The following is a 14,719-nucleotide window of genomic DNA, read 5'->3' as shown; positions in this document are numbered from 1 at the left end:
ATTCAAAACAAATGAAGAAATACTATCATATCGTAAGAATAACTAGCTTTTTCGCTCTATCTCTTGCGTTACTTTCATGCACAGATGACGAACCTGCTTTAAATGAATCATTCTTTAAAATCTATGACGACTCTAATTTGGATGTCAGCTACCGTCCCATAGATGTGGTGGAGACCGTGGATGGATTTATCATTTTGGCTGGGACTGAGCTTTCCAAATCTGACTTTATGGGAGTCAAGTTGATAAAAATTGATGAGGAAGGCAATTATGAATTTGAAAGCGACCTGGATGACTATGTGGTTCCTGTTGGAGACATGTATCTAAATGATGCCGATAGCAATAGCTATTTCTTTGCTATGAATCCTGCGAATCTTGAAGCAGTATTAATTGCTGTCAATCCTCAGCTTGAAATACAAGTTGAATCAGCGATTGGCAATATAAATTACCCGCTTTCATCAGCCATATTAAGCAATGGTAATCTCTTACTTCAAAGCTATGACCCACTAACTCAAGAAACAGAAATTTCAGAAATAGGCCTTGACGGATCTCTTATAGCTGGAAATAGCTATTCCATTGGGCCTGGAGATGATGTTCAGGAAGAAATAATCAATCATTACCTAAATGCAAGTGAACGTCCATTGCCATTTTTATGCGGAGAGGTTTCTTCTGGGAACTATTATTTTAATGGATTCTACAATTATAGTTTTTCTTTGGTATTCACGGACTTTACTGCAACACCAACAGGCGTAGTTCAAGGGCAGTCGAGCAACGCCGGATTACGTGCAGTAATGCCACTTTCTGACGGCAACTTTGCAGTGGCAGGGTTTCAATTTGATGCTAACTATCAATTAGCTTCAACTACATTATCAACCAATGGTACTACTTCAAGTGTAGACCTATTTCCAGGGAATATGGCTGAAATAAAACCGTATACTCCTGCAAAAATTATCAACTATTCTGACGCTTCATCGTATTCAATATTTGCCTCAGAAACCAAAAGCAGGCAAATACTCCTCAATTTTTATACAGAAAACGGTGAAATAAGTGGGATGCACAAAATTGGCTATTTAAATCCCTTTACATTTTCCTCGATCAAGGTGGGTAGTGATCATTCACTATTAGTACTTGGGACCACTTTTGTAGCAGGTAGGTTTGAAAGAATTGCCTTGAACAAAATTTCCCAAACTGAACTTACCGGATATTTAAATTAACCACTCAACAGAAAATAGTATCTATCAAAATACTGCATCGTATTGTTCTTTGAATTAGTTTTCAGGCTTTCAGGTAATTTCCTCATGAATAGAAGCTTTCTTCAATTAGAATATTCGTCTTGGTGGATCATTCTCATCATTCTGGCAGCTGCCATAGGATCATATGTTCTTTATACAAAAAAGAAAGTACCATGGACCAATCTTCAAAACTGGATTCTTGCTTCCGTCAGGTTTCTTGGTATACTTTCCATTGCCATACTATTACTTTCGCCATCATTTAGACAGGTAGAAAATACAATACTTGCTCCGGTTGTTGCAATAGCATTAGATAATTCTGAATCAATGGTTACCCGAGGTGCTGATGAAACATCCATCAATGGGCTCATCAACCAATTGCAAGAAGAAATCGATGAAATTGGACTAGAATCAACTATTGTCAATTTTAACGACTCAACAGGTTATAATTCATCTACTTCCAATCTGGCTAATCTATTAGACAGAACTCTTGAAAAGACTGATGACCAACATTTGATCGGAATCGTTTTAGCATCTGATGGTATTTACAACAGAGGGAGTTCACCGCTCTTTAAAAATTATATCACTCCAATTTATACACTTGGATTAGGCGACACGATTCCTCCAAAAGACATTAGCATCTCCCGAGTATTATTTAATAAAATTTCATACAAGGATAATGTCACACCTATTCGTTTGGAACTACGACAAGATGGATATGAAGATAAAATTGTATCGATTGAATTAACCGAGAAAGGAAAACTACTTGACAAGAAAAACATCACCTTACGCAACAAGCTAACAAATGTTGAATTCACTTTAAAGTCAGAGGACGAAGGGCTAAGACATATTGTAGCATCAGCTACCGCGTTTGAGGATGAATCAACTCTAGAGAACAATAAATCTAACATTTTCATGGAGGTGGTAGATGGTAGTCAAAAAGTATTAATTGTGGCTGATGCACCTCATCCAGACATCAAAGCTATTCGAAGCACCTTAGATAAAACTGGCAACTACCAGACGGAAATTTACATCCCACAAATACATGACGACAAACCCAATGAAATCTTTGATGTAGTCATCTTTCATGGGGCATTTACTTCAGGTGTCAATTTTACCCCTAAAGAAAATCCCGGTAAATGGTACATTCTGAGTAATGAAAGTTCTATTACATCGGCCAACAAAACATTGCCTTTTATAAATATTGAAAGACGTGGATCTCAACCAGACAAAGTGGTAGGATCTTTCAATCAAAATTTTAGCAAATTCAAAATTGAAGATGTTTCTGCGTTTGAAGATTATCCGCCAATTCAGGTTCCATTTGGGAACTATAAAATAAGCGGACCTACAGAAATAGTTATGTTTCAGAAATTAGGAAGCATCATTACTGATAAGCCCTTAATGGTAGTTTATGACGATGGAGATGAAAAAAAAGCGGTACTTCTAGGTCAAAACATCTGGCAATGGAAACTTCAAGAAGCAGCAGTTAATAATAACTCAGATCAATTCAATAATTTAGTTACCAAAACAGTACAATTTCTTGCCATCAAGAATGACAAAAAACAATTTCAATTCACCATAAGGAAGCTAAACATAACTGATACTGAATCAGCTCAATTTGATGTGGAAGTTTATAATGACATCTACGAAAGGATATATAACAACAGAATTTCGATAGCATTTACTAATGAAGATGGTGAAGTACAAAATTTTAATTTCACAGACTCTGAATACAATTCAACATTCCGATCCCCTATCCTAAAACCCGGCATTTATCAGTATTCAGCTGCCGTAAATATTGGTAATAAACAGTTTACAGATGTAGGAGAATTTTCTGTTCAAGACATAAATCCTGAATACATCAACCTTACCGCTGATCATAAATTATTAAAAAGTCTATCGGTTAAAACCGGCGGTGTTTATGCTCACTCTAATGATTTTGAAACACTTGTTAATGCATTGGAAGAGAAAGATTTTAAATCCAGAATAAAGACTGAGGAAAGTTTAAAGCCACTCTATAAAATGTGGTGGTGGTACCTTATCATCTTTATTCTTTTCTCTTCAGAGTGGTTTTTAAGAAGGTACTGGGGCGGTTATTAAAAATTAATTACTATCCCTAGGTAGCCTGTTCTCCTTGAATAGAAGTTTTGATCTCTCTCGGAGTAATCAAAATTATAAGAGAAGTTTCGTGGATTTTTTCTATCCAATACATTATTGACACTTGCAAAGGCAATGACATTAAACTCAGCCGATAAAGCGAATATCTTACTGACTGAAATGCCTACATTGGCATAATTCTCAAAACGTTGGTTGTTTTCACCGAAAAAAGGTTGATAGGCATCTAAACCTGCATTATAATCTGAGCTAAGTACAGGAGAGTAGGAAGAACCTTGACGAGCTACCAATGTGGATTCTATTGTCCAAAATCTTCCTGGAGAATATGATGCATTGCCTCGAATAAAGTATGATAAATCATAGGTGTAATCGTCTGAATCATTTTGCGCATCCAAAAGAGTGATCGAACCTGATACTCTAATCCTGGAAGAAAGTCTATAGTCAGTGAAAATTTCGACACCTCTAGCATGATAACTTGAATTGTCCACTTCCCCTTCCTTATCAAAAAGACTTACTGCAATTTCTAATCCATCTTCTTTCCGTTTAACATCAATGGATTTTTGAAAATTTTCAGCTTGGAACGGTTGACCTGTGTTTTCGAAAAGTCCATATTTATTGTATAGCCCTGCACCTATCGTGATTGTCCATACCTGATCCGAGTAAGAAAGGTTTGCATGGCTACTTAAATAACTTCGGTCATCCTCAAAAGGAAGATTTTTACGCAACCCTGTTCCAAATGCGAGTTTATCCGATAAAAAATATTTGAAATAGCCAAAGCCTTCTAAAATTCTTACATCAGCATCTTCATTTAATGTAATTGTTGGGTGATTAGGTCCTAGTGCATAGAAAAATTCATGAACATCACCTCTTACTTGAGAATATCTATGATCATAGCTAATACCTGTCTTGACACTAAAGTGACTATTATTCAACAGGTAGTTGATTCCTGCAAAAACATCTTTCTTGTCCACTTGAAAAGCAACATTGGAATAAGCATAATTTCCTGCACTATAACTTATTCCATTATTTAAAGTAATTGACCCTGCACCGAATGGTGATGTTAAAGATGAAATTAGAAAACTTCTTTGCTTGCTTTGATCAAAAATTCCTTGGAACGTCGGATGCTCGAAGTTGAACTGATAGCCTTCTGTCACTGAATAATTCAGAATTTTCCACTTCAATTTTTCATTTGACCCATACCAATAAATCCCCAAATCATTTGATGTAAATGATTCAATATCTTCCAATGCTTTTTCATTAAGCTTCTTGATAGCTCCGCTTGGTTGCCAATTCGAAAATATTTTCAGGCTCTGATTTTCATTGATTGCTTGCTCACGTGAATACCCCACATTAGCCAGACTTAAAATCAGGGAGTTTGTATTATCCTCAACAACCATGTCATCAGTTTCCATGGAAATAATGCCAGATGTAGCATTTCCGAATTCCAATGGTGGGTTTCCAGGAAAAACAGTGACATTTTTAATGATGGCCGTATTGAATATACTGAACGTCCCAATTCCATTTAGTTGTGAGTAGCGAATTCCGTCATAAATAGGAACATTATTCAAAAACACTCCTGTTTCAATAGGGCTACTTCCTCGTAAACTAATATTAGCTGACTCATCAGTAGTGGTTGATGAAGGGAGAGAATTCACAGCCAATAACGGGTCAGCCTTAGCAGCAGGGTTTGTATAAATGTCAATCTTTTTAATTTCCATGTATTTGAATTCCTCTGCAATCAATGGTTTCGCTGTAACGACCACTGTCTCACCTTCCTTTTCCATTGGTTCCATAACAATCGTTACCTTATCTGAGACTGGAATAATCACTTCACGAAATCCAATATATGAGATTACCAGCGAGTCATTTTTTTCTGCATCATCTAATATTAATGTGAAGTTCCCTTCTACATCAGTGATTGCTCCCTTTCTCCAATTATTTAGCAAATACACATGAGCACCAATTAAACCCTCTCTTTGATCAGCATCGACAACTTTTCCTGTTATCGGGTGCTGACCATAAGAAAATAGGCAGGCACTAAATACCAATATGAATAAGTGAATTTTAATATTCATGACTTATCAATCTGACTCAGTACAGACTTAGCCCAATGGTATTGTGGCTCAATAGACACTGCATGTTTCAAAGTCTCTTTAGCCGCTTCGTTTTGATCTGTTTTGCGGTAGGCCATGGCCAATCCCATCATTGTATCCAGGTAAAGCCAATTTTCTGCTGTATCAATGGTTTCAAAAATTTCCAAAGATTTTGTGAATGCCTTAATAGCAATCTTTGGGTCACCACCAAACATTTCTGGCGTGTACAGTTTAGAGCCTCCATACAATTTCTGAACAAGTGGTGATTCTGGTTGTAATCTCATAGCTTCATCCATTAGAGATGAACTTTTCATTCCTAAAAACATGCCTTTCATAGGGCTATAAGCCATTACCAAACCATAAGTGGATGATAAGACGGCACGAGGTTCTCCCCAATCTGGGTTCTCCTCAATCAGTGTTTCCAAAAGCTCGATTGTCGCATCCTTGTAGTCATCAAAAGTTTCCTCATCCTGGGTGGCCATTGTATTATTTAGTAGTCCATACATTGCCATAGCAACCATGAAACTATCATTACCACTTTCCTTTTTAGCCTGCTCTATGCTCCTTTCCCACATAGTTTTACTTGCCTTTAGATATGCGGCATACTGGGTTTGTTTAGAAGTTTGAGCATAGGTGCTTATTGCCAGCACCACCATTAAAATTTTTACTAGTGTTTTCATAATTCAGATGTTTTTAATATTAATAAAATTTGTATAAACTAGTTTATTTTATAAACTATAAATTCAAAAAAATTTATTCTATGTATTGCTTAAGATTATTTACATAATCTTCAAATGCCTTTATTCCAACTTTTGTAATGCTACAAGTAGTTACAGGTTTTTTACCTTTAAAAGATTTAGTAACGCTTATGTAGCCAGCATTTGAAAGTTTGTCCAACTGTACACTTAAGTTACCCGCTGTAGCTCCAGTTTTTTCTTTAATAAATACGAACTCAGCAGAGTCTACACCAATTAACAGAGACATGATTGCCAATCTTAATTGCGAATGTAATAGTGGATCTAATTGTGCAAAATTCATTTTTCGGCCTTTCTAAGTAAATATCCAGGAATCAAATATCCTGCTAAAATTCCGATAGCCCCTACTATATATTGATCTATCGGATTTAAATTAAATGCCACAATACTTGCAATCCAAAGTGCTATTCCACCCATAGAAAGCGGATTAAATCTAAGTGCCTGACCAGAAATAAAGGTTCCTATTCCTGCAAAAGTCAAAATAATTGCATTGACGTTATAATTGACATTATCCATGAAGAATAAAATAATCAAGACACCAATAAAGACCGCTAGCCATATTTGGCTATAAACTCTATCCAGATGGCTTTTTACTTGTGCAGTTTTGCTTCTTCTCGCTCCATGAACCATAGATACTATAGCTGCTGGTATGGTTAATATCCAAACAATGTATGGATGTTCATACCAAGCAAACTTGGCAATCAAGTAATGACCCAAGTTTGCAATCAGTACAACCCAACCCCAAAGCAAGAAGTAGAAACTTCCCCCTCTGGCTACATTCCTTTTTGCCTGACCAATCATGTCAGTGATTAAGGCCAAACTTTCATCTTTAGTTAATTCTTTATTACTCATAATTTTTATAGGTTTTACTATAAATACGAAACAAATATAAATTAGTTTATATTATAAACCTAATATTCATAAAAAGAGGGACTTAAGTGTCCCCCCTATTAATTTATTTCTCTTTCTTATCCTGGGTCTTGGAACTCTTCTTCTTTTTCAGCTTAATGCTAAGTTCTTCTTTCTTGCCATCCCACTCAGCTACTAATGTATCCCCCTCTTGAATTTCACCTTTAAGGATTTCCTCAGCGACAGGATCTTCCAGATGTTTCTGGATAGCACGAGCCAAAGGTCGTGCTCCATACTGCGGATCATATCCTTTGTCAGCTAAGAATTCTTTTGCCTTCTTAGTTAACTCTATGTTGTAACCAAGGTCTGTAATTCTTGAGAAAAGCTTACCAAGAGTAATATCAATTATTTTAAAGATGTCGTCTTTCTCAAGGGTATTGAAAATGATTACATCATCAAGTCGATTTAAAAACTCTGGGCTGAAGGTTTTTTTCAAAGCATTTTGAATGGTTGATTTCATAATGTCATCCAGGCTGTCTTTTCTACTTTGGGTCGCAAAACCAATACCTGCTCCGAAATCTTTCAAATCCCTAACTCCAATATTGGACGTCATGATGATCAAAGTATTTCTGAAATCTACCTTTCTACCTAGACCATCAGTTAATACTCCATCATCCAAAACCTGCAAGAGAATATTAAAGACATCCGGATGAGCTTTCTCGATTTCATCCAGAAGAACAACACTGTAAGGCTTTCTTCTTACTTTTTCTGTTAGTTGACCACCTTCTTCATAACCTACGTATCCCGGAGGCGCTCCTACTAAACGCGATACAGAAAATTTCTCCATATACTCACTCATATCTATTCGAATGAGTGAATCTTCCTTATCAAATAAGAAGGTTGACAAAACCTTTGCCATTTCGGTTTTTCCTACTCCTGTTGGGCCAAGGAATACAAATGATCCAATAGGCTTTTTAGGATCTTTCAATCCTACCCTTGTGCGTTGAATGGCCTTTGATAGCTTTTTGATAGCTTCTGCCTGACCGATGACATTTAGTTCGAGCTCCTTACCCATTGTAAGCAACTTAGCGCTCTCATTTTCGGCAATTCGCTTGGTAGGAATCCCTGTCATCATTGCAATCACATCTGCCACGTTATCTTCTCCTACTTCATATCTTTTTGTACGTGTCTCTTCTTCCCATCTAGTCTTTTCTTCGTCAAGCTGAGCGATTAGTTTCTTTTCTCTGTCTCTCAACTGAGCCGCCTCTTCATATTTCTGGCTTTTGACCACTTTGTTCTTTTCCTTCTTCACATCCTCAATCTGATCTTCAAGCTCAGTGATGATTTTTGGTACATTAATGTTATTAATATGCACTCTTGCACCCGCTTCATCTAAAACATCAATGGCCTTATCAGGCAAGAATCGGTCAGAAATATATCTATCAGATAATGTCACACAAGCTTTCACCGCATCCGGTGTATAATTTACATGGTGATGGCTTTCATATTTATCCTTGATGTTATCTAGGATTTGAAGTGTTTCTTCGGGAGATGTAGCATCTACCATTACCATTTGAAATCTTCGAGCTAAAGCACCATCTTTTTCAATATACTGTCGATACTCGTCTAGCGTCGTTGCACCTATGCATTGAATTTCACCTCGTGCCAGTGCAGGCTTAAACATGTTGGATGCATCCAATGATCCAGATGCGCCACCGGCTCCTACAATCGTGTGTAACTCATCAATGAAGAGGATAACTTCTGGAGACTTTTCAATCTCGTTCATCACGGCCTTCATTCGCTCCTCAAACTGCCCACGGTATTTCGTTCCAGCTACAAGTGAAGCTAAATCAAGAGTTACCACTCTTTTTCCAAAAAGAATTCTTGATACTTTCTTCTGAACAATTCTCAGAGCTAAGCCCTCAGCAATAGCAGTCTTACCTACACCAGGTTCACCAATAAGAATTGGATTATTTTTCTTTCTTCTACTTAAAACCTGAGCAACTCTTTCAATTTCTTTTTCACGGCCAATTATTGGGTCAAGCTTATCTTCTTCAGCAAGTTTTGTAAGATCTCTTCCGAAATTATCTAAAACTGGAGTCCGCGACTTCTCAGCACCTTTTTCTTTACCCGAAGGAGCTCTTCCTGATCCTCGAGGACTACTTGAATATAATTCATCTCCTTCATCATTAGGATCATCAGTATCTGCTGAAGCAATTGGATTTTCAGTCTGATACTCAAGCATCTCTTTTACCAGATCGTAGTTCACTTCAAACTTTTCCAAAATTTGAGTAGCCAGATTATCTTCATCTCTAAGAATAGAAAGCAATAAATGTTCAGTGCCAATTAATGCACTCTTGAAAATTTTAGCTTCCAGATATGTGATTTTTAAAACTTTTTCTGACTGCCGAGTAAGTGGAATATTCGCAAGATTTTTTACGTTGCTTGTAGCAGTCCCTTTAGTAGCTTGTTCTATAGCTGAGCGTAATTCTTTCATGGATAAGCCCAGCTTTTTCATAACACTTACTGCCACCCCTTCTCCCTCTCTAATCATTCCTAATAGGAGATGTTCTGTACCAATATAGTCATGACCCAGACGCAGGGCTTCCTCCCTGCTAAGGGAGATAACTTCTTTGACTCTATTTGAAAATTTTGCCTCTTTTGACATGCGTTTTGCCTTTCGCTTTTAAGTAAAAATATAGGATATGTGAATCAATATCCTTTAATGTAGATGAAAAAACGTGAGCAGTTTCAGATTTGTTCATTCTGTAGTCGAAATACTTTGATCTTCGACCAACTGCTAATCAATTTCATCATTATATGAGCTCATCAAAATATGTGCCGCATTAGGGCCCTCATTCATGATCAAATCAATGATGCTAAGATTAGGAACAAATGTATCACCAAAAAGCTGCTGATAAGCGTTTGAATGATATATTTTTCGATCAGAGAAAGGTTTCTTAGGATTGATGATATCACGAAAGTCGACATCTGCATTTTTGTCATACTTTTCTGTTGATGTCAACAACAAATCACTCTGTAAAATTTTAAAAGTGAGTTTCATGAATGCCAAATTCAATTCGCATAGGCTTTCAAACCTAACATCCCAAATTGCTTTAAAATCATCGGCAAAATATTCAAAGAATGGTGCCTTGCCATATCCTGAATAAAATGCCCCCCAATGATCTTTTACCCATCGCTGAGAATAGTCAATGGTGACATCCTTGGTCTGACATCCGGTTGAATAACGTAATGGAACAATTAGTGGTTGAACCTTATTGGATGTTAAGAAATACGCTCTGTTGCGGAAGGTTTGTTTCTGAAAAACATCACAAACTTCCAACTCAACTTTATCATATTGAAGGAGTAGTGCGTAATATTCAAGGCTACCTAGATAATGTGGCTCAATAATAAGTTTACTCATCCAATAATATTGATATCACCAATTCCCTCTCTTACTAGAGTTGGCTGAGCACCTGTGCAATCAATCACTGTACTCGGATGAACTTGACCATATCCACCGTCAATAACAACATCGACAAGATTCTTAAATTCATCATAGATCAGTTCTGGATCAGTCGCATGTTCATGTATATCATCATCATGAACAGACGTTGTGATAATTGGATTACCAAGCTCGTTAACTATATCCCTCGGAATATTATTATCAGGCACTCGAATACCTACCGTCTTTTTCTTTACATTCAAAATTTTCGGAACTTTAGAAGAAGATTCCAGAATGAATGTGTAAGGACCTGGCAGTGCTTTTTTCATCAACTTGAATGTTGGTGTATCTAAGTGTTTGGTATACTTTGAAATATGACTAAGATCATAACAAATGAAGGAAAGGTTAAGATGTTTCCCTTTTATTCCTTTAATCAGTCTAATTCGCTCTATTGCTTTTTGATTGAAAATATCACAACCTAATCCATAGATAGTGTCTGTTGGATAGATAATAACTCCACCATTTCGTAGCACTTTCGCTATCTCAACAATCTTTCTTCTTTCAGGATTTTCGGGATATAGCTTTATAAATTCTGCAGTCATAAATTCTTCTGATCAAATGAAGATACAAAAAGGTGCTAAAATCAGCGATTTTAAAATCAAATTACTGATTTGTAAGATTATCCGCTGCGGATTAATTTATTTTGCGCAAAAATTCTGATCAATTTAGGGTGGGTGACTTCTCTTTTATGACAGATAGTAATACGCACGAAGTTTAATAGAACACACAATGTCAGATAAAAAAATCCAACAACCTAACGGCAAACTAGGAATTCTCACACCCGGAATGGGCGCTGTAGCCACTACATTTATGGCTGGAGTATTGAGTATTAGAAAAGGTTTGTCTGAGCCAATCGGATCTCTTACCCAAATGGGAACGATTCGTTTAGGCAAGCGAACTGAAAAAAGAAATCCACTTATTAAAGACTTTGTGCCTCTAGCTTCACTAGAGGATGTGGCCCTTGGTGGGTGGGACATTTTCGAAGATAACGCCTATGAAGCTGCCATGCACGCAAAGGTGTTGGATAAGGATTTGCTTAATGATCTCAAAGATGAACTAGAGCAAATCAAACCAATGAAGGCAGTCTTTGACAAAAATTACGTAAAGCGACTGGAGGGCGTCTATTATAAAAAAGGTGCTAACAAAATGGAGCTGGCGGAAATGTTGATGGAAGACATTGAGAACTTCAAAAAAGAAAATAATTGCGAACGAGTAGTAATGGTATGGTGTGGATCCACAGAGATCTACATCGAGGAAGGTGAAGTTCATTCTACAATTGAAAAATTTGAAGAGGGTTTAAAAAATAACCACCCGGACATACCTCCAAGTATGATCTACGCTTATGCTGCAATTAAATTAGGTGTTCCTTACGCGAATGGTGCTCCAAATCTTTCTTGCGATGTGGATGCACTTGTAGAACTTGCTAAGCAAACAGGGGCTCCAATCGCCGGTAAAGATTTTAAGACCGGTCAAACATTGATGAAAACAATTCTTGCTCCGGGTTTGAAAGCAAGATCCTTAGGAATAGATGGCTGGTTCTCAACGAATATTCTAGGAAATAGAGATGGAGAGGTCCTTGATGATCCGGATAACTTTAAAACCAAAGAAGTTTCAAAACTAGGTGTATTGGAGCAGGTGCTTGAACCTGAACTTCACCCAACACTTTATGGTAACCTTTATCACAAAGTAAGAATCAATTACTATCCGCCAAGAGGAGATGACAAAGAAGGATGGGACAACATTGACATCCGTGGATGGTTAGGGTATAAAATGCAGATCAAAGTCGATTTCCTTTGTAAGGATTCGATCTTGGCAGCCCCTTTAGTTCTTGACCTGGCACTTTTCTTAGATCTTGCCAAAAGATCAGAAATGAAAGGAATCCAAGAGTGGCTTTCTTTTTATTTAAAATCGCCACAAGCGCTTAAAGGGCTAAAGCCACAGCACGATATTTTCGTTCAGTTAATGAAGCTCAAAAACACGCTTCGCCACTTAGCTGGTGAAACGCTTATAACAAACTTAGGATTAGATTATTACGATTGATTTCTAAATCAATTTTCGCCTTTTTATACTAAATCCCTAAAGGGAAAGGCGAAAATTAAATTTGGCACCCTTTAGGATTGGCGTATGCCAAACTCGATTGATCAGAGTCTTTTCTGATCCATTAAATCTTTAGTACTTCGGAGGTCATCTGGATTGTCAACGTCATTCCAGGTGTACCCTTCCACAAGTACTGATTTGGCTTGTTTATCAGCAATCAGTTTTGATACAGATTCTGATATGGTATACTCTTCCTGATCAAAGGATTTTTGAAATACATCGAATATCTCTGCTTTTAATCTGAACAGCCCTGTATCGTATCGGTTGTACTCTGGTATCGTTTTACTGATAGACTTTATGAAGTCAACATCGTCTACAAGAACTTTAGTTACATCATCAATATCTATGTGTTTATTAGATTCCCCCGGCATATCTACAGCAAGCTGAAGTGTATTTTCAAGAACATTAGATTTTCTCACAAATTCGCCAACAAATTCAGGATCGAAAACGTGATCTCCCATTGTTAGAAAAAAATCACTCATGCCATTATTCTCCACCCACTCTTTTGCTCGAAAAACAGAAAAGCCATTTTCCAGATCAAATCGCTCATTGTGAAGGATCGTTATATCAGCGTCATGTGCTTCTTTAAGTTTGGGCAAAGCCACTTCCAACTTATCCGCTCCATAACCACTGATAATGCAGAACTTATTTACCCCATGCCGCTTAAAAATTCTAATGTGCCGAGACATCAGGGTTTCACCATTTAAAGTGACTAAACTTTTTGGTATGCCTGTGTCTAAACGGGTATTTTTACCAGCAGCGAGTATTACAAGATTCAAAATGAAATGATTTTCGTTTAAAAATGAGTTAATCTTTCGATTCAAATCTCAATGTTACGAAAATGTTTCCAAGTGATATAACTATTTTTGCGGAATGGGGAATTTTCTGAGAGAACGATTTTCAAGCTTTAAGCTAGCAGAAGATGCTAAAAAGAACGGATACTATGCTTTTTTCCGAACTTTTCAGTCAAAGCAGGAGACAGAGGTAAAAGTAAATGGTAAGGATGTTTTGATGTTTGGTTCAAACAGTTACCTGGGTCTTACTACCCACCCCAAAGTAACCGAGGCTGCCGAAGCGGCCGTTAGAAAATATGGCTCAAGTTGCTCAGGTTCCAGGTTCCTCAATGGTACCACTGACATGCATGAAGAGCTCGAATATCGATTAGCTAAATTTCTAAACAAAGAAGAGGCACTTGTTTTTAGTACTGGATTTCAGGTGAACCTTGGTGTATTGCCTTCAATTGCAAAACAAGGTGATGCGCTACTCCTTGATCGTATGAATCACGCCTCAATTTATGAAGGGGCAAAATTGAGTGATGCGTCAACGATCATTTTCCGACATAATGATATGCAGTCACTTGAAAAGCGGTTATCCCAGCTTCAAGATGCCAATAATCGCATAATCGTAGTGGATGGCATTTACAGCATGGAGGGGAATATTGCTAAAGTTCCTGAAATTGTTGAATTGGCGAAGAAATATAAAGCATCAGTCATGACCGACTGTGCGCATGCAATTGGTGTTCTTGGTGATCATGGGAGAGGAACTCCGGATCATTTTGGATTAAATGATGAAGTAGAATTAATTGGTGGGACATTCAGTAAATCACTGGCATCATTGGGTGGCTTTGTAGCTGGAGATAAGGAAACTATTCAGTACATCAAACATATTGCTAGGTCGCTCATTTTTAGCGCTAGTATGACGCCATCCTCTACTGCGGCAACACTTGCTGCTCTTGATATCATGGAGTCTGATGATTCCAGAAGACTTAAACTCTGGGAAAATACGCATTATTCTTTAAAGAGATTAAAAGAACTAGGCTTTGATACTGGTCATGCTGAAACTCCTATTATCCCAATTTATATCAGGGATAATGAAAAAGCTTACAAAATGACCATGCGTCTATTTGAGGAAGGGGTTTTTGTCAATCCTGTAGTAGCGCCTGCAGTTGCACCAACTGATACATTAATACGCTTCTCGTTGATGGCTACTCATACCATTGAACAGATAGATATCGCTATAGATAAAATCCTCAAAGTAGCGAATGAATTAGAAGTAAAACGTCAAACTGAAGCGGCATAA

General features: G+C 37.3%; 12 protein-coding genes. 4 read left to right on the top strand and 8 right to left on the bottom strand.

Annotation, left to right across the window (positions count from 1 at the left end; translation table 11 throughout):
- Positions 1-11: 11 nt before the first annotated feature.
- Both ACOMC3_RS01195 and ACOMC3_RS01190 read left to right on the top strand, forming a co-directional pair.
- Positions 12-1,211, top strand: a complete 1,200-nt coding sequence (locus ACOMC3_RS01195) for a hypothetical protein (RefSeq protein ID WP_420317693.1) — start codon at positions 12-14, stop codon at positions 1,209-1,211.
- Positions 1,212-1,295: 84 nt separating this feature from the next.
- Positions 1,296-3,326, top strand: coding sequence for a hypothetical protein (locus ACOMC3_RS01190; protein WP_420317692.1), 2,031 nt, complete (start codon positions 1,296-1,298; stop codon positions 3,324-3,326).
- On the opposite strand, the gene ACOMC3_RS01185 is transcribed toward ACOMC3_RS01190, so the two are convergent.
- From ACOMC3_RS01185 to ACOMC3_RS01155, 7 genes are all read right to left on the bottom strand, one after another.
- Positions 3,323-5,416, bottom strand: a complete 2,094-nt coding sequence (locus ACOMC3_RS01185) for a carboxypeptidase-like regulatory domain-containing protein (RefSeq protein ID WP_420317691.1) — start codon at positions 5,414-5,416, stop codon at positions 3,323-3,325. The two genes, ACOMC3_RS01190 and ACOMC3_RS01185, sit on opposite strands and share 4 nt — an antisense overlap.
- Positions 5,413-6,114: a tetratricopeptide repeat protein gene (locus tag ACOMC3_RS01180; protein ID WP_420317690.1), complete on the bottom strand. Its 702-nt coding sequence runs from the start codon at positions 6,112-6,114 to the stop codon at positions 5,413-5,415. The genes ACOMC3_RS01185 and ACOMC3_RS01180 overlap by 4 nt, the downstream gene beginning before the upstream one ends.
- 73 nt (positions 6,115-6,187) lie before the next feature.
- Positions 6,188-6,472, bottom strand: coding sequence for a winged helix-turn-helix domain-containing protein (locus ACOMC3_RS01175; protein ID WP_420317689.1), 285 nt, complete (start codon positions 6,470-6,472; stop codon positions 6,188-6,190).
- Entirely contained in the window at positions 6,469-7,041 is a 573-nt protein-coding gene (locus ACOMC3_RS01170) for a hypothetical protein (RefSeq protein ID WP_420317688.1), read from the bottom strand. Before ACOMC3_RS01170 ends, ACOMC3_RS01175 begins: the two co-directional genes overlap by 4 nt.
- A gap of 103 nt (positions 7,042-7,144) precedes the next feature.
- On the bottom strand, positions 7,145-9,706 hold the full coding sequence (locus ACOMC3_RS01165) for an ATP-dependent Clp protease ATP-binding subunit (protein ID WP_420317687.1): 2,562 nt from the start codon (positions 9,704-9,706) through the stop codon (positions 7,145-7,147).
- A 132-nt stretch (positions 9,707-9,838) separates the two neighbouring features.
- Complete coding sequence (locus ACOMC3_RS01160; protein ID WP_420317686.1) at positions 9,839-10,462, bottom strand: WbqC family protein; 624 nt, start codon at positions 10,460-10,462, stop codon at positions 9,839-9,841.
- Positions 10,459-11,085: an L-threonylcarbamoyladenylate synthase gene (locus ACOMC3_RS01155; protein ID WP_420317685.1), complete on the bottom strand. Its 627-nt coding sequence runs from the start codon at positions 11,083-11,085 to the stop codon at positions 10,459-10,461. Before ACOMC3_RS01155 ends, ACOMC3_RS01160 begins: the two co-directional genes overlap by 4 nt.
- A 187-nt stretch (positions 11,086-11,272) precedes the next feature.
- Here ACOMC3_RS01155 and ACOMC3_RS01150 point away from each other — a divergent pair, with 187 nt between their 5' ends.
- On the top strand, positions 11,273-12,583 hold the full coding sequence (locus ACOMC3_RS01150) for an inositol-3-phosphate synthase (protein ID WP_420317684.1): 1,311 nt from the start codon (positions 11,273-11,275) through the stop codon (positions 12,581-12,583).
- 101 nt (positions 12,584-12,684) lie between these two features.
- Here the strand turns inward: ACOMC3_RS01150 and ACOMC3_RS01145 are convergent, their stop codons facing one another.
- Positions 12,685-13,419 carry an NTP transferase domain-containing protein gene (locus ACOMC3_RS01145; RefSeq protein ID WP_420317683.1) on the bottom strand — a complete coding sequence of 245 codons (735 nt, stop codon included), beginning with the start codon at positions 13,417-13,419 and terminating at the stop codon, positions 12,685-12,687.
- A gap of 94 nt (positions 13,420-13,513) precedes the next feature.
- Between ACOMC3_RS01145 and ACOMC3_RS01140 the strand changes: the two genes are divergently transcribed.
- Positions 13,514-14,719, top strand: coding sequence for an aminotransferase class I/II-fold pyridoxal phosphate-dependent enzyme (locus ACOMC3_RS01140; protein WP_420317682.1), 1,206 nt, complete (start codon positions 13,514-13,516; stop codon positions 14,717-14,719).

Source organism: Ekhidna sp. (assembly GCF_965212185.1).
Taxonomy (GTDB): domain Bacteria; phylum Bacteroidota; class Bacteroidia; order Cytophagales; family Cyclobacteriaceae; genus Ekhidna.
The sequence above is the reverse complement of the archived record's forward strand: the minus strand, read 5'-3'. Positions and strand labels throughout refer to the sequence as shown.